The sequence below is a fragment of the Brevibacillus sp. GCM10020057 genome, from assembly GCF_042683565.1.
Taxonomy (GTDB): domain Bacteria; phylum Bacillota; class Bacilli; order Brevibacillales; family Brevibacillaceae; genus Brevibacillus.
In genome coordinates, this window is sequence record NZ_JBHUJW010000043.1 from 160,129 (window position 1) to 183,848 (window position 23,720).

The 23,720-nt window shown below is 58.5% G+C and carries 17 protein-coding genes; all 17 read left to right on the forward strand.

All coding sequences use genetic code 11. From position 1 onward, the window contains the following. The 17 genes from ACFSO0_RS14405 to pyrE all read left to right on the forward strand — a co-directional run bounded on the left by ACFSO0_RS14405 (nt 1) and on the right by pyrE (nt 23,423). Entirely contained in the window at nt 1-2,853 is a 2,853-nt protein-coding gene (locus ACFSO0_RS14405) for a 1,4-alpha-glucan branching protein domain-containing protein (RefSeq protein WP_376881432.1), read from the forward strand. 82 nt (nt 2,854-2,935) lie between these two features. Continuing rightward, nucleotides 2,936-5,311, forward strand: a complete 2,376-nt coding sequence (locus ACFSO0_RS14410) for a sugar phosphate nucleotidyltransferase (RefSeq protein ID WP_376881433.1) — start codon at nt 2,936-2,938, stop codon at nt 5,309-5,311. Nucleotides 5,312-5,324: 13 nt separating this feature from the next. Continuing rightward, a complete protein-coding gene (locus ACFSO0_RS14415; protein ID WP_376881435.1) occupies nt 5,325-7,307 on the forward strand; it encodes a glycoside hydrolase family 15 protein in 1,983 nt (660 codons plus the stop codon). Next, complete coding sequence (locus ACFSO0_RS14420; protein WP_376881437.1) at nt 7,307-8,731, forward strand: phosphoglucomutase/phosphomannomutase family protein; 1,425 nt, start codon at nt 7,307-7,309, stop codon at nt 8,729-8,731. Before ACFSO0_RS14415 ends, ACFSO0_RS14420 begins: the two co-directional genes overlap by 1 nt. A 105-nt stretch (nt 8,732-8,836) precedes the next feature. Continuing rightward, entirely contained in the window at nt 8,837-9,478 is a 642-nt protein-coding gene (locus ACFSO0_RS14425; RefSeq protein WP_376881438.1) for a serine/threonine protein kinase, read from the forward strand. Nucleotides 9,479-9,550: 72 nt separating this feature from the next. Next, on the forward strand, nt 9,551-10,003 hold the full coding sequence (lspA, locus tag ACFSO0_RS14430; protein ID WP_376881440.1) for a signal peptidase II: 453 nt from the start codon (nt 9,551-9,553) through the stop codon (nt 10,001-10,003). 48 nt (nt 10,004-10,051) lie between these two features. Further along, nucleotides 10,052-10,981 carry an RluA family pseudouridine synthase gene (locus ACFSO0_RS14435; RefSeq protein ID WP_376881442.1) on the forward strand — a complete coding sequence of 310 codons (930 nt, stop codon included), beginning with the start codon at nt 10,052-10,054 and terminating at the stop codon, nt 10,979-10,981. Nucleotides 10,982-10,994: 13 nt separating this feature from the next. Next, the gene (locus ACFSO0_RS14440; protein WP_376881443.1) at nt 10,995-11,396 is read left to right on the forward strand and encodes a VOC family protein; all 402 of its coding nucleotides are present in this window, start codon (nt 10,995-10,997) and stop codon (nt 11,394-11,396) included. 100 nt (nt 11,397-11,496) lie between these two features. Beyond that, nucleotides 11,497-12,888 (forward strand): TolB family protein, encoded by a 1,392-nt coding sequence (locus tag ACFSO0_RS14445; protein WP_376881444.1) that lies wholly within the window; start codon nt 11,497-11,499, stop codon nt 12,886-12,888. A 262-nt stretch (nt 12,889-13,150) separates the two neighbouring features. Beyond that, nucleotides 13,151-13,690: a bifunctional pyr operon transcriptional regulator/uracil phosphoribosyltransferase PyrR gene (gene pyrR, locus ACFSO0_RS14450; protein WP_376881446.1), complete on the forward strand. Its 540-nt coding sequence runs from the start codon at nt 13,151-13,153 to the stop codon at nt 13,688-13,690. A 173-nt stretch (nt 13,691-13,863) separates the two neighbouring features. Then, nucleotides 13,864-15,216, forward strand: a complete 1,353-nt coding sequence (locus ACFSO0_RS14455; protein ID WP_376881448.1) for a solute carrier family 23 protein — start codon at nt 13,864-13,866, stop codon at nt 15,214-15,216. Nucleotides 15,217-15,411: 195 nt separating this feature from the next. Beyond that, entirely contained in the window at nt 15,412-16,359 is a 948-nt protein-coding gene (locus ACFSO0_RS14460; RefSeq protein WP_376881449.1) for an aspartate carbamoyltransferase catalytic subunit, read from the forward strand. Next, complete coding sequence (locus ACFSO0_RS14465) at nt 16,326-17,606, forward strand: dihydroorotase (protein ID WP_376881450.1); 1,281 nt, start codon at nt 16,326-16,328, stop codon at nt 17,604-17,606. The genes ACFSO0_RS14460 and ACFSO0_RS14465 overlap by 34 nt, the downstream gene beginning before the upstream one ends. Before the next feature lie 75 nt (nt 17,607-17,681). Continuing rightward, nucleotides 17,682-18,779, forward strand: a complete 1,098-nt coding sequence (locus tag ACFSO0_RS14470) for a carbamoyl phosphate synthase small subunit (RefSeq protein WP_376881452.1) — start codon at nt 17,682-17,684, stop codon at nt 18,777-18,779. Beyond that, complete coding sequence (gene carB / locus ACFSO0_RS14475) at nt 18,763-21,975, forward strand: carbamoyl-phosphate synthase large subunit (protein WP_376881454.1); 3,213 nt, start codon at nt 18,763-18,765, stop codon at nt 21,973-21,975. The genes ACFSO0_RS14470 and carB overlap by 17 nt, the downstream gene beginning before the upstream one ends. A 79-nt stretch (nt 21,976-22,054) precedes the next feature. Continuing rightward, nucleotides 22,055-22,759: an orotidine-5'-phosphate decarboxylase gene (pyrF, locus tag ACFSO0_RS14480; RefSeq protein ID WP_376883198.1), complete on the forward strand. Its 705-nt coding sequence runs from the start codon at nt 22,055-22,057 to the stop codon at nt 22,757-22,759. 28 nt (nt 22,760-22,787) lie between these two features. Continuing rightward, on the forward strand, nt 22,788-23,423 hold the full coding sequence (gene pyrE / locus ACFSO0_RS14485; RefSeq protein WP_376881455.1) for an orotate phosphoribosyltransferase: 636 nt from the start codon (nt 22,788-22,790) through the stop codon (nt 23,421-23,423). The last annotated feature ends 297 nt before the right edge of the window (nt 23,424-23,720 follow it).

The window sequence follows — 23,720 nt, forward strand, 5'->3', positions numbered from 1 at the left end:
GTGAATAACGGTTATCTCTCCCTCGTGTTACATGCGCATTTGCCTTATGTTCGGCACGGGGACCGGGACGATTGCCTGGAAGAGCGCTGGGTGTACGAAGCCATGCTGGAATCTTATCTTCCGCTGCTCATGGTCTTCGACAAGCTTTTGTCAGACGGCATCGCTTTTCGCATAACCCTCGCTGTTTCTCCTACGCTGTTATCGATGCTGGAAGATGAACTCATTCAATCCCGTTTTCAGGCCCATCTGGCCAAGACGGTGGAGCTGGCTGGAAAAGAAGTGAAACGTACAGTTCACGAGCCGCGCGAGCACAAAGTCGCCAAAATGTACCTGGAGCGCTTCCGGGACATCGCGACTTACTGCCGCAAGCACGACTTTCAGCTCATTTCGGCACTCAAGCGGATTGCGAGAAGCGGTTGCCTGGAGCTGATTACTTGCGCAGCGACGCATGCCTTCCTGCCGTTCGTGGAAACGGAAGAGGCCATCATGGCCCAACTGCAGGTCGGCATCGACACGCATGAGCGCATCCTTGGCATGCGGCCGCGCGGCATCTGGCTGCCGGAGTGCGGCTATACGCCGGGTCTGGATCGCCTGCTGAAAAGAGTGGGGATCGACTACTTTTTCGTGGACACGCACACGATTCAGCATGCTACACCGACTCCGATGCGCGGTCTGTACGCCCCGCTGTTCACGCCCCACGACGTCGCGGCGTTTGCCCGGGACGATCAGGCATCGCGGCAGGTCTGGAGCTCCTTTGACGGCTATCCGGGCGATTACGACTATCGAGAGTATTACCGCGATATCGGGTTTGACCGGGAAATGGAATACATCGCGCCCTATATCCATCCGGAAGGGATACGCGTCAATACCGGCCTGAAGTATTACCGTATCACTGGCAAGACGGGCGAGAAGGACTGGTACGAGCCGGACTGGGCTCGGGAAAAGGCCGCCTCGCATGCCGGACACTTCCTGTACCATCGCGAGCAGCAGATCGCCGAGGCAGAAGCGTGGCTGGACCGCAAGCCGCTGGTGGTCGCTACATACGATGCCGAGCTGTTTGGGCATTGGTGGTACGAAGGCCCGCAGTTTCTCGACTACCTGCTGCGCAAGACTGCGTGCGATTCCAAAACGGTACAACTGATTACGCCGTCGGAATATTTGGACGAATATCCGCAGCAGGACCGAGCCCGTCTGCCGATGTCCACGTGGGGACGCAACGGCTACGGGGAGGTGTGGCTGAACGAAAACAACGGCTGGATGTACCGGCATTTGCATCAGGCAGAGCGAGAGCTGATCGAGGCTGTACATAGGCACGAACTGGAAAAAGGACAAGGCGAAAGCGGCGCAGCCTGGGCGAGCCGCTGCCTGAAGCAGGCGGCGCGTGAGCTGATGCTGGCGCAGAGCAGCGATTGGGCCTTCATACTGGATGGGCAGACCGTCGTCCAGTACGCCGTCCGCAGGTTTCACGACCATTTGACGCGCTTCCGCGAGCTGCTCGCGATGCTTAGGTCGGGGCAGCCAGCAGAAGAGAGGTTAGCCGAGATGGAGGCGGCCTACCCGATCTTTCCGGCGATGGATGAGTCGTACTATTTGCCAGTTCGTTCGCATAGAGTGAACGTATCGCATCAAATGATTGCGGCGAGCTCCTCCCAGCCGCCGGAGCGCAAAGTGCTGATGCTCACCTGGGAGTTTCCCCCGCACGTCGTCGGCGGGCTGGGGCGGGCCGTCTACGAGCTGGCACGCCAGCTGGTTCGCCAAGGCACAAAGGTGCACGTGCTCACCACGGCGGCAGGTGCAAAAGCCGGCCAGGAAATGGTCGACGGCATTCACGTCCACCGCCTGCAAAGCGACGTGCCGGGAGAGCAGACAGACTTTTTGCAGTGGGTGTTCCAGCTGAATCTGGCGATGGTCGATTATGCTGAACAGCTGCTGCAGGGCGGCCTGCGCGTCGATCTCATACACGCCCATGACTGGCTGGCAGGTTGGGCGGCCATGGAGTTGAAGCAACGCCTGTCGATTCGGCTGATCACGACCATTCACGCTTTGGAGCACGGGCGCAACCAGGGCATCCACACGCCGTTGCAGCAGCGCATCCACGAGTGCGAGCGCATGCTGACGGCGGCATCTGACAGAGTAATCGTCTGCAGCCATTACATGGGAGAAGAAGTCAAAAGGCTGTTTGGAGTCCCCCATGAAAAAATGAGCGTCATTTTCAACGGTGTAGAAGCAGTCCCGGCGAACCCCGTGAATCCTGAACCAGACTTGCGGCAGGAGCTGTCACTCGGGGATGGCCCCGTGCTGTTCTTCGTCGGCCGCCTGGTGCGGGAAAAAGGGGTGCATCTGCTGTTGGAAGCCATGGCCCGGCTTGGTACGGAGTTTCCGGATGCGCGTCTGGTCGTCGCCGGCAAAGGGCCGTACCTGGATGAGCTGCGAAACCTGGCGAATCACCTGTGGATCGGGGAAAAGGTGCGCTTTCTCGGCTTCATCGACGACGAGCGGAGAAATCAGTTGTTCCGCCTGGCGGATGTCGCGGTCTTCCCGAGCTTGTATGAGCCGTTCGGCATCGTCGCGCTGGAGGCGATGGCCCACGGCACGCCGCTTCTCGTCGCCGACACGGGAGGACTGCGCGAGATTGTAAGACACGGGGAAAATGGCGCGATGATGTACGCAGGAAATGTCGATTCGCTCGTCGATCAGCTGCGCTGGCTGCTGAAAGATCCGGACCAGCGCCGCCAGCTGGCAGAGCGGGCGTTAAAGGAAGTGCAGAGCCGCTACGACTGGGAGCAGCTGGCCAGACAGACGGTGGAACAGTACCGCCAGCTGGAACCCGTACTCATGTCGGCTATGAGATAAAAGAACCAAGAGGGCACCCGGGTGAGCTTTTGATGGCAGAGAAGCAACGAAGGTGTCAGCAACCAAGAAGGAGGAAGTATTGATGAAGGCAGTGATCATGGCTGGCGGCAAAGGAACCCGCCTGCGTCCGTTAACATCCCACACTCCAAAACCAATGGTGCCCTTGCTGAATCGTCCGTGCATGGAGTACACCATCGATTTGCTGAAAAAGCACGGAATCACTGAAATTGCCGTAACGCTGCAATTTTTGCCCGATGCGATCCGCAACGAGTTTGGAGACGGCTCCCGGTACGGCGTGTCGCTCGTCTATTTTGAAGAGACGACGCCGCTCGGGACGGCAGGCAGCGTGAAAAACTGCGCCGACTTCCTCGACGAGCGTTTTATCGTCATCAGCGGCGATACGTTGACCGACATCGATCTGACGGCAGCTGTTGCTTTTCACGAGCAGAAACAGGCGCTGGCGACGCTCGTCCTCACGCAAGTCGAGACGCCGCTGGAATTCGGCGTCGTCATGACCGACGAGGACGGCCGCATCATCCGCTTCCTGGAGAAGCCGACCTGGGCCGAGGTGTTCAGCGATACGGTAAACACCGGCATCTACGTCTGCGAGCCGGAAGTGCTCTCTTATATCGAGGACAATCGGGAAGTCGATTTCAGCAAGGAAGTGTTCCCGCTCTTCCTGCGCGAAGGCAAACCGATGTACGGGTACGCAGCAGACGGCTACTGGTCCGACATCGGCTCGCTTGCCGTCTATCGTCAGGCGCAGTTTGACATGCTGGAAGGAAAAGTCAAGGTCGACATCAAGGCAAAGGAGATCGCCCCCCGCATCTTTTTGGAAAATCAAGTGCGGATCGACTCGTTCGTCCGCCTGGAAGGCCCGGTCTACATCGGCGAAAATGTGCATTTGCAGGCGGGAGCCTCGATCGGCGCTTACTCCGTGCTCGGGAGCAATACAGTTGTCGCCAGCGGCGCGAATCTGTCCCGCGCGATCATTTGGGAAAACACGCTGGTCGGCAAAAAGTCGGAAATGACGGGGGCCACGCTCTGCCGCAATGTGCAGACGTCCGAGTCTGTGCTGGTGGGAGAGGGGGCCGTCATCGGAGACAACTGCGATCTGGGCGCCAAGTCTGTCGTCAAGGCAGGCGTGAAAATCTGGCCGGACAAAGAAGTAGGCGAGAGTGCCACTGTCAGCAAGTCGCTCATCTACGGCGCGAAGCAGAACAAAAACCTGTTTGGCACACACGGCATCAAAGGCATCGGCAATGTGGAGATCACGCCTGAATTCGTCACCCGGCTCGCGGCCTCCTACGCCTATTTGCTGCAGGCAGGCAGCCGGATTGCGCTGTCAGCGTGCCCGCATCCGTTTGCCCAGCTGCTCAAGCACAGCATCATGACCAGCCTCTGCTCGTCGGGGATCGACACCGTCGACTTGGGCGTCGGCAATGCGCCGCTCTTGCGCTACGGGGTGCGCGGCCTGCAATGCGCAGGGGGAATCCATGTTTTCATGGCTGAGCCTGCGGAAAACAAGGAAATCGTCATCCAGTTTGTCGACCAAAACGGGCTGCCTGTCTCCCGTGACATGGAGCGGAAGATCGAAAACGCCTACTGGCAGGAGACGTACGTCCGCACGCTGCACCATCTGGGCGAGCTGCATGTGGAGCATCAGATACAGGAAGCTTACCTGCGCGCCCTCGCAGAGCGGGTCGATGTCGCCAGCATCCAGCGTCAGCGCTTTAAGCTGCTGGTGGAGTGCGAGGCGCGGTTCATGCCTTCTTTTTTGGCGCCCCTCTTCCAAACCCTGGGCGTCACGGTACGGTACGGCCAGATCCAGGAGGGTGTCAGCAAACACGGAGCAGATCTGGGTGTTCGCATTGACAAAAACGGGGAGCAGATCGACCTGTTCACGGAGCGCGGCGAGAAGCTGACAGCCGAGCAGCTCATCGCGCTGCAGCTGCTTGCGTGCAGCGGCGCCCACAGCAAGATCGGCCTGCCGGTCAGCGCCCCGATGGAGCTGGAGCATCTCGCGCAGCTTTTGCAGCTTAAGGTCGTCCGGACCAAGGTGGCGCCGCGGGCGATGATGGAGGTAGCGCCGGAAGAGCGGTTCCACCCGATGTTCGACGCCGTCTACAGCCTGCTGCGAATCCTGTCCTACCTGTCGAAGGAAGAAAAGCCGCTCAGCGTGCTGCTCGAGCTGCTGCCTGCTTGCCACATGGAGAAAAAGATCGTGTTCTGCCCGTGGGCTTCCAAAGGCAAGGTAATGCGGAAAATGCTGGAGGAAAACAAAGGCAAGCCGCTGGAGCTGGTGGACGGGATCAAGGTGTACGACGCAAACGGCTGGGTGTTGATCCTGCCGGACACGGAAGACTCGCATGTGAAAGTGATTTCGCAAGGCACAACGGCAGAGACAGCTGCGACGCTCGCTTCTTCCTACGCGAGACGCATCGCGGAATACCAATAAAGGACGTGAAGGCATGCCGAGACCGCTCGTGGTCGGTAACGGGAGACTGCTGATCAACTTTGACGACAGGCTTCACATGCGCGATCTCTACTATCCCTATGTGGGCCAACTGAATCATGTAGGGGGACACTTCAGCAAACTGGGCGTGTGGGTGCAGGGACGTTTTTCCTGGCTGGACGACGACGGGTGGAAGCGCACGCTCGGCTACGGCAAGGAGTCTCTCGTGACGGACGTCCACGCCCAGAACGATCATCTGGGGGTGTCCCTGCGGATTTCGGACGGAGTGCATCAGCGGGACCCCATTTACCTGAAAAAAATCCGGGTGCGCAATCTGACGGGCGAGGCGCGGGAAGTACGGCTGTTTTTCAACCACGATTTCAGCATCAATGAAACAGAGGTAGGCGATACCGCTGTCTACGACCCCGTCCTGCGCACCGTCTATCACTATAAACGCAATGTTTACATCATGGTCAACGGCAGGACGCCAGAGGGCGGAATCGAGCAGTTCAGCGTCGGCATCAAGCGCTTCAACTACGCGGAAGGGACCTGGCGCGACGCAGAGGACGGCATCCTCTCCGGCAATCCGATTGCCCAAGGCTCTGTCGACAGTACCGTCTCGTTCCGGCTGATGCTGGAGCCGCAGGGGGAAAAGTCGCTCGATTACTGGATGTGCGTAGGCGACTCCTACGACGCCGTCAAAGCGCTGAATCAGTATGTGCTGGAAAGCGATCCGGAGCGGCTGCTCAACCGGGTAGCCGTCTACTGGCAGCGCTGGGTGAACAAGGAGGAACGGGATTTTGCCGACCTGCCCCAGCCGGTTGTCGACCTGTACAAAACCAGTCTGCTGCTGGTCCGTACGCAGATCGACCAGAACGGTGCGATCGTGGCGGCCAACGATTCGGACATTCTCCAGTTCAACCGCGATCACTACAGCTACGTCTGGCCGCGCGACGGAGCGCTGATCGCCTGCGCGATGGCCAAAGCGGGCTACACCGGGACAGTGGCCCCGTTCTTCCGCTTTTGCGCGAACGCGCTGAAAGAAGAAGGCTATCTGCTGCACAAGTACAATCCCGACGGCTCTGTCGGCTCCAGCTGGCACCCGTACATCGTGGACGGCGAAGTGCAGCTGCCGATCCAGGAGGATGAGACGGCGCTCGTGCTCCACGCCCTGTGGGAGCAGTACAAGCACGGCAAACAGCTCGAGGATTGCCAGGCGCTGTATCCGACGCTCGTCCGTCCGGCTGCCCGCTTTTTGCTCCAGTACATCGAGCCTGCCCTCCAGCTTCCCAAGCCGAGCTACGACTTGTGGGAGGAGCGCAGAGGGATCTTTACCTTTACGTGCGCCACGGTGTTTGCCGGTCTGAAGGCAGCGGCCCGCTTCGCCCAGTTGTTCGGCGACGACGATCGCTACCGGCGCTACGACGAGGGCGCGGAGCGAGTCCGCGAAGCGATGCTGCGGCATTTGTACGACCCGGATATCGGCCGCTTTTTGCGGGGGCTCTACGTGCGTCCGGACGGGCGGATCGAGAAAGATTTTACGGTGGAGAGCAGTCTGTTTTCCGTCTACGCGCTCGGGGTACTCCCCGTCGATGATCCGCGGGTGACTGGCACGATGGAAGCGGTGAAACGCAGCTTGCGTGTCGATACGGAAGTCGGCGGGTTTGCGCGGTACCAGGGGGATCATTATTTCAAAAAATCGCACGATACAGCAAAGGTGCCGGGCAATCCGTGGATTATTTGCACGCTGTGGGTCGCGGATTGGGAAATCGCCAGGGCGCGCACCATGGAAGAGTTGCAGGAAGCGAAAAAATGGCTCTCCTGGGTGGTGAAGCACGCCTTGCAAAGCGGGGTGCTTCCCGAACAGCTGGACCCGTATACGGGTGCACCCGTGTCCGTGGCTCCATTGACCTGGTCTCACGCGACATTTGTTGCAACGGTTATGAATTATTTGGAGAAAGCAAGCGAGCTGACGGTCACGAGAGAGGAGAGACGATAATGAAAGCGATCCGTTTTGGTACTGACGGCTGGCGGGCCATTGTGGCTGACGAATTTACGATGGAGAACGTGCGAATCGTGGCGCAGGCCATTGCCAGCTATACGAAAGAGAGCGGGAGGCAGGAGCAAGGCATCATCGTCGGGCACGACACGCGGTTTCTGGGCCGCCGATTCGCGGAGGAAGTCGTCCGTGTCCTGACGGCGAACCAGATCCGCACCTATCTGGTCAACGAGGCTTCGCCAACCCCGGCGGTTGCCTTTGGCGTCAAGCATTTCGCGGCGAGCGGCGCCGTGATGATCACCGCGAGCCACAATCCGCCGGAATATAACGGGATGAAGTACATTCCGCATTACGCAGGGCCAGCTACGCCCGACATTACAAAGCGGCTGGAGGAGTGGATTTTGCAAATCCAGCAGTCCGGCGAGGTGCGCACCCTCTCCCTGGAAGAGGCGAAAGATCGGAAGTTGCTGCAAATCATCGTGCTTCGCCCCCACTACGAAGCGCATCTGCGCAGGCTGGTGGACATGGAGGCGCTGGGACGATCTTCGCTGGAGGTCGTCGTAGACGCGATGCACGGTGCCGGCATGGGCTATGTGACCGGACTGCTGACGGAAGCCGGCGTCCGCAACATCGGCATCCGCGAGACGCCGGACGCGGCATTCGGGGGCGACCTGCCTGAGCCGAATGACAAGCATCTTCGCCTGCTGAAGGATGAGGTCGTCTTCCGCAAGGCATCGCTCGGGCTGGCCAATGACGGGGATGCCGACCGCTTCGGTGCCGTCGACCGGTTCGGCCAGTACATCCCGCCGAACGACGTGCTCGTGCTGCTTGCCTACCACCTCATCAAAAACCGCAAGCTGACCGGCCGCATCGTCCGCACCGTGGCGACGACCCATCTGCTCGACCGGATGGCGGAAGCGTACGGACTCGAACTGGTCGAGACGCCGGTAGGCTTCAAGTACATCGGCGAGGAGATGCTGAAAGGGGATGTCCTGATCGGCGGCGAGGAGAGCGGGGGAGCGAGCATCCTTGGGCACATTCCGGAAAAAGATGGCGTCCTGATCAACCTGTTGCTTGCGGAGATGTGCGCCGTCGAGCAAAAAGGGATCGACCAGATTTTGCAGGATGTGCACGATCTGTTTGGCGAGCTGTTCCACACCCGGCTGGACATTCAGCTGCCGGAAAAAGAACGCTGGATTCGCGAGATGGTTACGGAGCCGCCGACACAGGTCGGGCCGTTTGCGGTCAAAGAAATCAACCGGCTGGACGGAATCAAGCTGCTGCTTGCGGAAGGCAACTGGGTGCTGATCCGCCCGTCGGGGACGGAGCCGCTCGTTCGGATCTACTGCGAAGCGACGAGCGCGCTGGCCCTGGAAAGGCTGAAAGAGTCCATCCGCGACTGGTTTCTGGAGATCAATGTGTAAAGAGGCGAGAAGAACCCGCAGAAATTGCGCGGTTCTTCCTTTTTTTCATAATTGCCTTTTGCTAGAATCAAAGGGGAGAAGCAGCTGACAAAGAGAAGAGGGCCTATGCGTATCGATCAACAGGTGTTGCAAACGTTTTTGCAGGAGGTCAAGCTGGAAAGCCAGTCCCCGGACGATCCGGTCGTCGTCCTGCATACCCCTTATCCGTGGGAGTTGGTAGGCACCGGCAATTACGCCGCCGTGTTCGCCCATCCCGATTATCCGAGCCTGGTGCTCAAACGCTATGCGCCTGGCCGTCCTGGTTGGGAGCAGGAAGTGGAAGTGTATCGCAAGCTGGGCGAGACCCGCTCTTTTCCTGTTTGCTATCAGTATGGCGAGGGCTACCTGGTGCTGAAGCGGATCAACGGCATTACCCTGTTCGACTGCGTGCGCTTCGGGATTCCGATCCCGCCCCAGGTCATCGAGGACGTGGAAGAAGCGTTGGCGGAGGCCAGGAGGAAGGGGCTGTTTCCCCATGACGTCCACGGGAAAAATGTGCTGATGGACCAGGGACGCGGCTACCTGATTGACGTCTCGGATTATTACAAAAACATCCCGGACAGCAAGTGGAAAGATTTGCGCAAGGCGTACTACCGCATCTATCTCCCGTTCCTGAAAGATCGCGGGTGGAAGTTCCCGCTGTGGGTACTGGATGCCGTCCGCAAAGGATACCGGCTGTACAAAAAAGCAAGCCGCTTGTTTCGGTGATGGCGCTGTAGTAAAATGTACATTTGACATTGTGTTGCCATGCTGGTCGAGCCAGACGAAGGAGGATTCCCATTGTTGTACTACCTGATTGCTGTTATCATTATCGCGCTTGATCAGTGGACCAAGCATCTGGTTTTGACTCATATGGAACGGGGAGAGTCGATTCCCCTCATCGCCGACGTGTTTCACCTCACCTCCCACCGCAATATGGGAGCGGCTTTCGGCATTTTGCAAAATCAGCGCTGGCTGTTTATCGTCATTACGCTTGCCGTCGTCATCGGGATCGTGTACTCGCTGATCCGGATCGGCAAAAAGCAGCCGCGCGTATCGCTTGCGCTGTCGCTGGTGCTCGGCGGGGCAGTGGGCAACTTCATCGATCGCGCGACGACGGGACAAGTCGTGGATTTTCTCGATTTTACGCTAATCAACTTCCCGATTTTCAACGTGGCGGACATGGCCATTACGATCGGTGTCGTCGTTTTGCTGCTGGATGTGCTGCTCGAAGGGAAAAGGAACGGGCGGTAAGATGAAACTAGAAGCAGCTTCGACAGTAACTTTGATGAGGAGACATACATGAACGACACGCAATTGTTTGAACGTTACGATTGGACGGCAGATCCGGCTGACAACAGCGAACGGATCGACAAGTTTATCACCTTGCAAAACGAAGACTGGTCCCGTTCGCAGGTGCAGGCGTGGATCAAGGAAGGCCGCGTCACGGTAAACGGCGACGCGGTCAAAAGCAATTACAAGCTGCAGGCAGATGATGAAATCACCTTGCGCGTGCCGCCGCTGAAGGAAATGGCAATCAAGCCGGAAGCCATGCCGCTGGACATCGTCTACGAGGACGCGGATGTCGTGGTCGTGAACAAGCCGCGCGGTCTCGTCGTGCATCCTGCTCCCGGCCACTACAGCGGTACGCTGGTAAACGGCCTGCTCGCCCACTGCAAGGATTTGTCGGGGATCAACGGAGTGCTTCGGCCAGGGATCGTGCACCGGATTGACAAAGATACCTCCGGCCTGCTGATGGTCGCCAAAAACGACCGGGCGCATCTGTCACTGGCCGAGCAGCTCAAGGAGCACACCGTCAACCGGAAGTATGTAGCGATCGTGCACGGCGTGATTCCCCACGAGATGGGAACCGTTGATGCGCCGATCGGACGGGACCCGAAAAATCGCCAGCAGATGGCGGTCGTTTTCGAGAACAGCAAACCTGCCGTCACCCATTTCATCGTGCTCGAGCGCTTCAAGGAGTTTACGCTGGTCGAGCTGAAGCTGGAGACGGGGCGGACGCACCAGATTCGCGTCCATATGAAGTACATCGGGTATCCGCTCGCAGGAGACCCGAAATACGGTCCGAAAAATACGCTGGAGCTGAACGGACAGGCACTGCACGCCAAGACGCTCGGCTTCACGCATCCGCGGACAGGAGAGCGCCTGGAATTTGAGGCGCCGCTGCCGCAGGATTTGACGGACGTCATTCAATTCCTCAAACAAGCGTAAGGGCGGGATCTGGATGCTGAAAAGGCTGGCGCATGTGACGCTGTATGTGCGTGACTGCGAGGAAGCGCTGCGTTTTTATACGGAAAAACTCGGATTTGAGAAGCGGATGGACTCGCGCATGGACAACGGCGCGCGCTGGTTGACGATCGGACTGCCGGGTCAAGAGGTGGAGATCGTCCTGCACGATCCTGTTCATTGGCACGGCGAGGAAGTCGCCGGGCAAATGCTGGCGCAGGTCGGGAAGAATCCGATGTGGGTGTGGGAGACGGACGACTTTGCGGAAACGTACGAGACACTCAAGCGCAATGGCGTCACGTTTCTCAGCGAGCCGCACGAGGTGATGTACGGCACGGAAGCCATCTTTTGCGACCTCTACGGAAATCAATATTTGCTGCTTCAGCCGGTATCCTTTTAGGTGCTACATAAACGGCAGGAGAATGGAAAACGCTAGGGAAGAAAGTAGTCGATCATCCGTGGCGTTTTTTTATACTACGCAATATGAGGAGGAGATTCGCATGCGGAAAAAATGGCGGGCATGGGTGAGCGGCCTTTGCATCGCGGCTATGCTGACGGCGGGCGCCGAGACTGCCTGTGCGCAGGAGGTGACGGAGCAGCCTGCGCGGGTAAACCAGGCAGCTTTGCCAGCAAAGATCGCTTGTACGAATAATCAACATCTCTGGCTGCTCGACGGCCGTGTTGCCGGAGCCAAGCCCAGACAAATCACGAAGGACGGCACCGCCGAGATCGTCGGCTGGTCTGCGGACGGCGAATGGCTGCTGTTTTTGCAATACAAAGGCAGTGACACGACCGGGACACCGGGCTATTTGTGGGCAGTGCGAGCGGACGGGGGCAGCACGTTTCAGGTAGACGAGCGGCCCGTCATGGAGCAGCCGAAGTGGGCGCCGGACGCTCCCCGCTTTGCTTACCTCGTGAATGGGGGGAGCACGGAGTCGCCGAAGCCTTTGTTCGTCATCAAGGAAATGAAAGGAAACGAGGCGGCAGTCGTGCAAAGCGCGAAGGAAGCCGACTTCGTCGATTTTTCGTGGATGCCGGACGGCAAGCAGGTGCTGGTGTCGACGGCAGCGGCAAAAGACCGCGCCATGACGCTGCGCGTGCAGGATCTCGCGGGAAAAACCGCAGCGACCTACCCGATTGCCGATCCGCCCAACGTGGAGGAAGGCATCTATGCGTGGGCGGCGAGGGCGATGGCTGTTTCGGCAGATGGCAGGCACGTCGCCTACTTCCTGCAGTACAACTCGGCATCGCTGTCGGCCGATGGGGTCCCGATTCAGCTCTTTGACCTTGGGCAGCCTGCGCGAAAGCCGCTCGATCTGGGCACAGGGCTGATTCATCCGCAGTGGCTGCGCTGGTCGCCGGACGGCAAGCAGCTTGCCTTTATCGAGGGGACTGACCGGATGGCGACTTCCGGCAAGCATTTGAAGCTGGCGGATACGAGCGGCAAGGTCGCAGCGGACGGCACGCCGGACAGTGTGGACGGGATGCCGACGTGGACGGAGGCAGCGCCGTATTCCCTGTTTTTCACGCGGGGTACGGGGACAGAGTACCACTACGAGCCGAATAAAGTGATGGTGCCCGGCCAGCGCATCTGGAAGCAGCCGGCGGACGCCATGGCGCTGCAAGTCACCCAGGGAAATGTGCAGACGGCAGACTATTTCCCGTCCCCTTCGCCGGACGGGAGCCAACTGCTGTTTGCCCGGCTCGACCGCGCGGTGCACGGAAGCCTGTACTTGTCTGCGGAAGGCAAGGAGACCGAGGTATTGCGCCATGTGACCGGCGATATCGGCTACTACGCCAGCTATCTTCCTCCGTGGGTGAGCGTGTACTGGACAGGGGGAACGGAAGCAGGGAAAAGCAGCAGCGGCAATGGCGGGATTGCAAAAGACTGATGAAATTGCATGCACGTTTTTTTAGTGCTAGTAAAATGAAAAACCGTATTTTCCGTTGACAGTCGTCCCGATTCGTGACATAATCCTACTTGACGAATGGAACCTTTAAATCCAGTCCAGTGAGGCTGGCAAGGGCACGGGATCGACATGACTGCATGAGGGGCCAATGGCCTTTCTGCTGTCGCGTCCTCTGGCTTCTTGTCACCTGACAAGGAGTCTTTTTTCTTGAGTCCACACAGTTCCCGTCAGAGGGGGTAAGCAGATGATCAACAAAAGTGTCATCATGGACGAAGCGGCCATTCGCCGCGCACTCACTCGCATCGCTCACGAAATCATCGAGCGCAACAAAGGTGTAGAAGATTGCATCATCGTCGGCATCAAGACGAGAGGGATTTACCTTGCGCAGCGCCTGGTTGAGCGAATCGAAATGATCGAGAATGTCAAGGTGCCGGTCGGCGAACTGGATATTACGTTCTATCGGGACGATCTGCAGCACAAGTCAGAAGATGCGGTCCTGCAAGGCTCGCAGCTGCCGGATCAAATCACCGGCAAGACCGTCATTCTCGTTGACGACGTGCTCTACACCGGTCGCACGGTACGCGCAGCGCTGGACGCTTTGATCGACAGCGGTCGGCCGCGTATGATCCAGCTGGCGGTGCTGGTCGACCGCGGTCATCGCGAGCTGCCGATTCGTCCGGACTTTGTAGGCAAGAACGTCCCGACGGCGCGCACAGAGATCGTCGATGTGCAGCTGTCGGAAGTGGACATGATGGACATTGTCTCCATCCGTCAGCTGTTGTAACAAGCAAATACTTCCTCTTTAACTGCGATCCCGTGAGGTCGACAAGAGGCAACAATCCTTCCCATGCCATGGTGAAGCTAGCCTCTTTGTGCCCGCGCAAAGAGGCTTTTTGTTTCGCCGTAAAAAGCGAGAAACACAGGGAAGAAAAAGAAGTACAGGGGGAACCTATCGATATGAGCCGGAAAAATTACATTGATGTGCATGAAACACCAGAACTGAAAAAATTGCTGCCCCTATCCATTCAGCACTTGTTCGCCATGTTCGGCGCGACGGTGCTCGTACCGATCCTGACGGGGCTTGACCCCGCCACCGCGCTGTTCACGAGCGGGATTGGCACGCTCTTGTTCCTCTGGATCACGAAAGGAAAGATTCCGAACTACCTGGGTTCTTCCTTCGCCTTTATCGGACCGATTATCGCGGTCACAGGGTCGCACGGGGTCGGGACGGCTTTGCTCGGCTGCTTCCTCTCCGGTCTTGTATACATCATCGTAGCGGCGATCGTCCGGAAAGCCGGCGTCAAATGGATTGACAAAGTGCTGCCGCCAGTCGTAATCGCCTCGGTCATCGTTGTCATCGGGTTGAGTCTGGCTGGTGTCGCGGTGGACATGGCAACGAAAGTCACGGTAGACGGACAGTCGCAACTGTCGTTGACCTCCATCGAAATCTCGCTGGTCACTATGCTCGTCACGATTCTGGCAGCCGTACTGCTGCGCGGATTCCTGGGTCTCATCCCGATCCTGATCGGAATTATCGCCGGTTATCTGTATACGCTGCTGCGCCACCCGGAGTTGATCGATTTTCAAAAAGTGGCGGATGCGCCATGGGTAATCGGTCTCGGCGACATGTTTACGGCACACTTCAAATTCACTGAAGTAGCGTCTGTGATCGGAAATCCTTCGGCATGGGTGGCGGCGCTGGTCATCGCGCCGGTCGCTTTTGTCACGCTGGCCGAGCATCTGGGCCACCTGCTGGTAACGAGCAAGGTTATGGACCGCGATCTGATGAAAGATCCAGGTCTGCACCGCAGCTTGCTGGGCGACGGGATCGCCACTTCGCTTGCGGCCATCATCGGCGGACCGCCTGCGACCACGTACGGCGAAAACATCGGTGTCCTCGCCATCACGCGCGTCTTCAGCAGATTCGTCATCGGTCTGGCTGCTGTGCTGGCCATCCTGTTCGCCTTCATCGGCAAGGTCAGCACGCTGCTCATGAGCATCCCGACCCCGGTATTGGGCGGTGTCTCCATCATCCTGTTCGGGATTATCGCGGCACAGGGCTTGCGGATGTATGTCGAAAACAAGGTAGATTTCGCCAACAAGCGCAACATGATCGTAACGGCAGCCATCCTGGTCACCGGGATTGGCGGCTACAAAATCAGCTTCGCAGGAACCGGCATCCCGTTCCTGAACGATTTGACCATCGACAACATCGCATTCGCCACCTTCCTTGGCATCATTCTGCACGTGATCCTGCCTGACAAGGAAGCAGCGATGGGCGAGGTTGCGCCAAACGAACAATCGCAATAAGTGACGAAGAACGTTCTTCATTCCTTTAATCCAGTCCAGAGAGGCTGACAAGGCATAGAACGCTGTTTCCCCTGCCCGCAAAGCAAAAGGGGAGAAGACTGACTCAGCTTCTTGTCTCGCCAGCCGCGACGGCCATGCGAAGGCAAGAAGCTTTTTCTTTCCTCACTTTTCAAATGATAAACGGAGGGATTCACGATGAATAACACGGGTCACCTGATTGGTATAAAAGACATGACCAAGGAGCAGATTGTGTGGCTGCTGGAGCGGGCGGCCTACTGGGCAGATCGCCCCGGCGAACAGACAGACGTCCTGCGCGGGCGCTTCGTCGCCAATCTTTTCTTCGAGGCGAGTACACGGACGCGCTTTTCCTTTGAGGTAGCGCAGAAGCGTCTGGGGGCCCACGTGTTAAACTTCATCCCGGAAACCTCCTCGACTGTAAAGGGAGAGACGGTCTACGACACGATTCGCACGCTGGAAGCGATGGGCGTGGAAGCCGCCGTCATTCGTACGAAAAAGGAAGGCCTCCTGCAGGAGCTTGCAAGCAGCGTGGACCTGCACCTGGTCAACGCCGGCGATGGGACGAACGAGCACCCGACACAATGTCTGCTCGACCTGCTGACGATGAAGCAGCAGTTCGGGCGGCTGGAAGGGCTGACCGTCTCGATCATCGGCGACCTGCGCCACAGCCGGGTGCTTGGTTCTCATCTGCACGCGATGCCGAAGCTGGGCATGAAGCTGCAATTGTCCGGACCGGCGAGCATGATGCCGCAGCCGGCGCAAATCCCGGATGGGGTCAAAGTCGTCGGAATGGACGAAGCCATCGAGACGTCAGACGTGGTTATGATGCTGCGCGTCCAGCTGGAGCGGCATACCGAATCGCTGTACATTTCCAAAGAAGAATATCATCAGGCGCACGGTTTGACACTGGAAAGAGCAAAGGCGATGAAGCAAGGGGCCGTCATCATGCACCCGGCTCCCGTCAATCGGGGAGTGGAAATCCATACAGACCTGGTGGAATGCGAGAACTCCTTGATCCAAAAACAGGTGACGAACGGCGTCGCAGCAAGAATGGCGGTACTAGAAACTTTGCTGAAAGGGAGCGATTTGAAATGGGAACCATCCTTGGTAACGGCAAACTACTAAATCAGGCAGGTGACCTGATCCCGGCGGAAGTGTTGGTGGAGGACGGACGAATCGCAGCCATCGGAGAAGCGATCCCGCAGGATGGCCATGAATGGATCGATTGCAAAGGCGGGCTGATCAGCGCCGGACTCATCGACGTGCACGTCCATTTGCGCGAGCCAGGCTTTGAACATAAAGAAACGATCGCGACTGGAGCGGCAGCGGCAGCGCGCGGCGGATTTACGACCATCTGCTGCATGCCGAACACGCGCCCGTCCATCGACAGCGCCGAGACGGTGACTTATATTTTGGACAAAGCGCGCGAAGCTGGCAAGGCACGCGTCATTCCATACGGTGCGATTACCGTAAGACAGCTGGGCAAGGAGCTGACGGACTTCGCACGATTGAAGGAAGCCGGTATTTTCGCCCTGACCGATGACGGTGTGGGCGTGCAATCGACTGCGATGATGAAAAAGGCGATGCAGGCAGCGCAAGAGTTGGGCATCTCCATCGTCGCGCACTGCGAAGACGACGACCTTTTGATTCCGGGCGCGGCCCTGCATGACGGCGAAGTAGCCAAGCGCCACGGACTGCCCGGCATCCCGTCGGAGTCCGAGTCCATCCACGTCGGACGCGACATTTTGCTCGCTGAACAAACGGGCGTGCACTACCACGTCTGCCACATCAGCGCCAAGGAATCGGTGCGACTGGTGCGCGACGGCAAGCGGGCGGGAGTCAACGTGACATGCGAAGTGACGCCGCACCACCTGCTCCTGTGCGACGAAGACATTCCGGAAAACCTGGATACAAACTGGAAAATGAACCCGCCGCTGCGCTCCCGTGAAGATCGCGCGGCGCTGATCGCGGGACTAAAGGACGGCACGATCGACATGATCGCCACCGACCACGCGCCGCATACGGCAGAAGAAAAAGCGAACGGCATCAACCGCGCGCCGTTCGGCATCGTAGGCTCCGAGACAGCTTTCCCGCTTTTGTACACGCACTTCGTACAGACCGGCGAACTGACCTTGAAGGAACTGGTTGATCTGATGACCATAAAGCCCGCTGCAGCGTTCGGGCTGTCATACGGACGCCTGGAGGTAGGCGCGACAGCAGACCTGACAGTGATTGACCTGGAAACGGAGAAAAAAATCGACCCGGCAAGCTTTGTCAGCAAAGGAACCAATACCCCGTTTGCCGGATGGGTATGCAAAGGATGGCCGATCCTGACTTTGGTAGAGGGCAAGATCGTATATCAGGAGCAGTAGCAGCAGCCGAAGCATCAGCCGGACTGTGAACCGGCTGTGAAGGGAGCGTGCGCGATTATGAAGGAGGAACGACAGATGCGAGCAAGACTGATCTTGGAAGACGGAACAGAGTTTAACGGAGAGGCGTTTGGCAGGGAGAAGGAATCGTTCGGCGAAGTGGTGTTCAATACGGGATTGACCGGCTATCAGGAGGTGCTGTCTGACCCGTCCTACTGCGGGCAGATCGTGACCATGACATACCCGCTGATCGGGAACTACGGCATCAACCGCGACGATTTTGAAGCGGTTAGGCCATACATCCACGGCTTTGTCGTCCGCGAAGACTGCGACATGCCGAGCAACTGGCGCAACACCAACACGCTCGATGAACTGCTGAAAACGTACGACATCCCCGGAATCAGCGGCGTGGACACGCGGATGCTGACGAGAAAAATCCGCTACCACGGCACGATGAAGGGAATGATTACCACGAGTGAAGCTCCGCTGGCAGAACTGGTGGCCATGCTGCAGTCTACGGCTCTCATGACCGATCAAGTATCGCGGGTTTCCACCAAGAGCGTGTTCAGTTGCCCAGGTACCGGACATCGCGTCGTGCTGGTTGACTTCGGCTCCAAGCACGGAATCCTGCGCGAGCTGACCAAGCGCAATTGCGACGTGGTCGTGGTGCCGTACAACGTGACCGCAGAAGAGATTCGCCGCATCCAGCCCGACGGCATCCTGCTGTCCAACGGCCCCGGCGATCCGAAAGACGTGCCGCAGGCCATCGAGATGATCAAAGCCATTCTGGGCGAGTACCCGCTGTTCGGCATTTGCCTCGGCCACCAGCTGTTCGCGCTGGCCTCCGGTGCAGACACGATGAAGATGAAGTTTGGCCACCGCGGTGGCAACCATCCCGTAAAAGAGTTGCCGACCGGTCGCACCTATATCACTTCGCAAAACCACAGCTACGCGGTCAAAGAAGAATCGCTCCAGGGAACGGAGCTGGAAGTAACCCATATCGCCTTAAATGACGGAACTATCGAAGGGCTGCGCAACACGGCGAAGCGCGCCTTCTCCGTGCAGTACCACCCGGAAGCGGCTCCTGGCCCGTACGACTCCGGTTACCTGTTTGACCAGTTCCTGCAAATGCTCGAAACCGCCAAGGAGGAGAAAACCTATGCCAAAGCACGCTAACCTGAAAAAAATCCTCGTGATCGGTTCCGGTCCGATCGTGATCGGGCAAGCCGCAGAGTTCGACTACGCCGGCACCCAGGCTTGCGAAGCATTGAAGGAAGAGGGCATGGAGGTCGTCCTGATCAACTCCAACCCGGCGACGATCATGACCGATACGAACATGGCGGACAAAGTATACATCGAGCCGATCACGCCTGAATTCGTAGCACGCGTCATCCGCCAGGAAAAACCGGACGGCCTGCTCCCGACACTGGGCGGACAGACTGGACTGAACATGGCCGTCGCACTGGCCGAGCAAGGCGTGCTGGAGCAAGAAAACGTGAAGCTGCTCGGGACGAAGCTGGAGTCGATCAAGCAGGCGGAAGACCGCGAGCTGTTCCGCGCCCTGATGAACGAGCTGGGCGAGCCGGTTCCGGAATCCGTCATCGTCAGCACGGTCGAAGAAGCCGTAGACTTTGCCAATGAGATCGGCTACCCGATCATCGTGCGGCCGGCCTACACGCTCGGCGGAACGGGCGGCGGCATTTGCGAAGACGAAGAAAGCCTGCGCGAGATCGTGGCGAGCGGTCTGAAATACTCGCCGATCACCCAGTGCCTGATCGAGAAGAGCATCGCAGGCATGAAGGAAATCGAGTACGAAGTGATGCGCGATGCCAATGACAACTGCATCGTGGTGTGCAACATGGAAAACATCGACCCGGTCGGCGTACACACAGGGGACTCCATCGTCGTGGCGCCGAGCCAGACGCTGTCGGACCGCGAGTACCAGATGCTGCGCTCCTCGGCTCTGAACATCATCCGCGCGCTGGGCATCGAAGGCGGCTGCAACGTGCAGTACGCGCTCGACCCGCACAGCTTCCAATACTACGTCATCGAAGTAAACCCGCGCGTGAGCCGTTCCTCCGCGCTTGCGTCCAAAGCGACCGGCTACCCGATTGCGAAAATGGCAGCGAAAATCGCCATCGGCTACACGCTCGACGAACTGAAAAACCCGGTTACCGGCCAGACCTATGCCTGCTTCGAGCCTACTCTCGACTACGTGGTGAGCAAAATCCCGCGCTGGCCGTTTGACAAGTTCCAGTCCGCGAACCGCAAGCTGGGTACGCAGATGAAAGCGACCGGCGAAGTAATGGCGATCGGCCGCACCTTCGAGGAATCGATCATGAAAGCGATCCGCTCCCTGGAGATCGGCACGTACCATCTGGAAATCAAGGGCGCAGACCAGATCGGGGCCGACGAGCTGAAAGCACGCCTGGTGGAGGCAGACGACGAGCGGCTGTTCCTGTTGGCAGAGGCGCTGCGCCGCGGCTGGACCATCGAGCAGCTGCACGAGCTGACGAAGATCGACCTGTTCTTCCTGCACAAATTCCGGAAAATCGTTTCCTATGAAGCCGAGTTGGCGCAGGGCCTCACGGCAGAAAAGTTGTACGCAGCCAAGCGCATGGGCTTTACGGACAGAAAGATCGCCGAGCTGTGCGGCAAGACGGAAGACGAAGTGCGCGAGCTGCGCAAACAACACGGTTTCGTACCGGTATACAAAATGGTTGACACATGCGCAGCCGAATTCGAGGCACAGACGCCGTACTACTACTCCAGCTACGAGACCGAGGACGAGCGCATGGAGACTGGCAAAAAGCGCGTGGTCGTACTCGGTTCCGGACCGATCCGCATCGGGCAAGGGATCGAATTTGACTACGCGACAGTGCACGCGGTATGGGCACTGAAAGAAGCCGGGTACGAAGCGATCATCATCAACAACAACCCGGAGACGGTATCGACCGACTTCAACACCTCAGACCGCCTGTACTTCGAGCCGCTGTACATCGAAGACGTCATGAACATCCTCGACGCCGAGAAACCGGAGGGCGTGATCGTCCAGTTCGGCGGCCAGACCGCGATCAACCTTGCGGACAAACTGGCGGCGCGCGGGGTTAAAATCCTTGGCACCAGCCTGGAAAACATCGATGCGGCCGAGAACCGCGAGAAGTTTGAAGCCCTGCTGCGCAGCCTGGACATCGCCCAGCCTCCGGGCAAGACAGTGACATCCGTAGAAGAAGCGGTCGTAGCGGCAGAAACACTGGGCTTCCCGGTTCTGGTCCGCCCGTCGTACGTGCTGGGTGGCCGCGCGATGGAAATTGTCTACAACCAGCCTGAACTGCTGGAGTACATGGAAAAGGCTGTGAAGGTGAACCCGGATCACCCTGTGCTCGTCGACCGTTACATGGTCGGTGTCGAGGCAGAGGTCGACGCGATCTGCGACGGCGAAAACGTACTGATTCCGGGCATTATGGAGCACATCGAACGCGCTGGGGTTCACTCCGGCGACTCGATTGCGGTCTACCCGCCGCAATCGCTCTCGCAGGCCATCAAGGACGAGCTGATCGAGATGACGACGAAACTGGCGCGTGCGCTGCAGATCAAAGGGCTGCTCAACATCCAGTTCGTCATCTACAATGACCGCCCGTACGTGATCGAGGTCAACCCGCGTTCGTCCCGCACGGTGCCGTTCCTCTCCAAAGTGACCGGCATTCCGATGGCGAACATCGCGACCAAGGCCATTCTCGGACATTCCATTGTCGACCAGGGCTTCACGCCTGGCTACCACCTGGAAGAACAGATGGTATCCGTAAAAGTGCCGGTGTTCTCCTTCGCCAAGCTGCGCCGTGTGGACATCACGCTCGGACCGGAAATGAAATCGACCGGGGAAGTCATGGGACGCGAGCGAACGCTGGCGAAGGCCCTGTACAAAGGACTGGTCGCGGCTGGCATGAACATCCCGACGAAAGGTGCGTTGCTCGTCACCGTAGCAGACAAAGACAAAGAAGAAGCGCTGGGAATCGTCAAACGCTTCCGCCACCTTGGATTCAAGCTCCTGGCAACCGCCGGAACAGCGAACTATCTGGAACAGGCAGGCTTGCCGGTGACGTGGGTCAACAAGCTGTCCGAGGGCACGCCAAACCTGCTGGACATGATCCACAGAGGCGAAGCGAACATCGTGCTCAACACGCTCACCAAGGGCAAAACGCCGCAGCGTGACGGCTTCCGTATCCGCCGCGAGGCAGTCGAGAACGGCGCCGTTTGCCTGACCTCGCTCGATACGGCATCCGCCCTGCTGCACGTGCTGGAGACGATCACCTTCTCGACTGAAGCGATGCCGGAGCAGCGCAGCGGAGCGAAAGTGGCTGTCACGGTATAACCCCGCTAGAGAGCGCAAGAGAACGGACAGAAAGAGGAGAGAAGCTGTGCAACCAACAACCATTGATGTGAGAGAGCGCATGATCGTTGCGCTCGACTTTTCCACACGGGAAGAAATCAGGCAATGCCTGGAGTCGCTGGAAGGCCGCATCCGCTACGTGAAGGTTGGAATGGAGCTGTTTTATGCAGAAGGGCCAGCGATCGTCCACGATTTGAAGGAGCGGGGGCTGAAAGTATTCCTGGACCTGAAAGTGCACGATATTCCGAATACGGCCAAGGGCGCGATGAAGAGCCTGGCCAGACTTGGCGCTGACATGGTCAACGTCCACGCGGCAGGCGGAGTGGCGATGATGGAGGCAGCCCGTGAAGGACTGGAGCAGGGGACAGCGGCAGGCTCTCCCCGCCCGATTCTGATCGGGGTCACCATGCTCACCTCGACGAGCCGGCAAACGATGAACGAACAGCTGGCCATCCCCGGCTCGGTCGAAGACGTGGTCGTCCACTACGCCCGGATGACAAAGCAGGCAGGTCTCGACGGTGTGGTCGCCTCTCCGCTCGAAGTTCCCAAGATCAAGCAGGCGGCAGGAGAGTCGTTCCTGACCGTGACGCCGGGGATACGTCCGCTCGGATCGGATAAAGGCGACCAGACCCGCATCACGACACCCGAGGAAGCGTTCCGGCTGGGAAGCGACTACCTCGTGATCGGCCGCGCCATCACAGCGGCGAAAGATCCGGCAGCTATCTGGGAGAGCATTGTTTCTGCTGTAGAAACAGGCCGCCTTTAATCTACGTATCTGGAGGGAATTTTCTATCATGACGATGACAACTGCCAAAGAAATAGCAGCCAGCCTGCTGGAGATCGGCGCGGTTCACCTGCGCCCGGAGCAGCCGTTTACATGGACGTCCGGGATCAAGTCGCCGATTTACTGCGACAACCGGATTACGATGTCTCATCCGCAGGTGCGCCGCCTGATCGCCCGCAGCTTCGCAGAGACGATCCGCACGCAGTTCCCGGAGGCGCAGGTCGTGGCAGGAACCGCGACCGCAGGCATTCCGCACGCGGCATGGGTGGCGGAGCTATTGGACCTGCCGATGATTTACGTGCGCGACAAGGCGAAGGGACACGGCCGCCAAAACCAGATCGAAGGTGCCCTCGCTGCCGGCCAAAAAGTGGTCGTCATCGAAGACTTGATCTCCACGGGCGGAAGCTCCCTGAAAGCCGCCCAGGCCGTGCAGGCAGAAGGCGGGGAAGTGCTCGGGGTCGTCGCGATTTTCAGCTACCAGTTCCCGGATGCAGAAGCGCTCTTTGCCGAAGCGGGCATCCCTTGCACGACCCTTTCCCACTATACTGCTCTGCTCGAGGCGGCCAGCGAACGCGGCGTCATCACAGGCGAGCAGGAGAAAATGTTGGGCGAGTGGCGCAAATCTCCGCGTACGTTTTTTGAATAAATCTTCCATTTCGATTGCAGATGGGAAAGGAGATGAGGACGGCTGGCATGTCGTTCTCTCTCCTTTTTTTATGTAGGAGAACCTCACGAAAATTGGGGAAGACCGCTTGAACGAAAGCCGGTCTGACGCGAATATTTGCGCACCTTCGCCGCCTGAGCGAGCCGTATGGACAGCTGACAGGCAAGAGATGAAGAGACAGTGGAAACTCGAATGAAGCGGGTATACGCCAACGTATACGCCGCTTCTTTTTTTTCGCACTCCGCCAAAAATCGCAACGCTTTGGTGAATGGTGAAAAC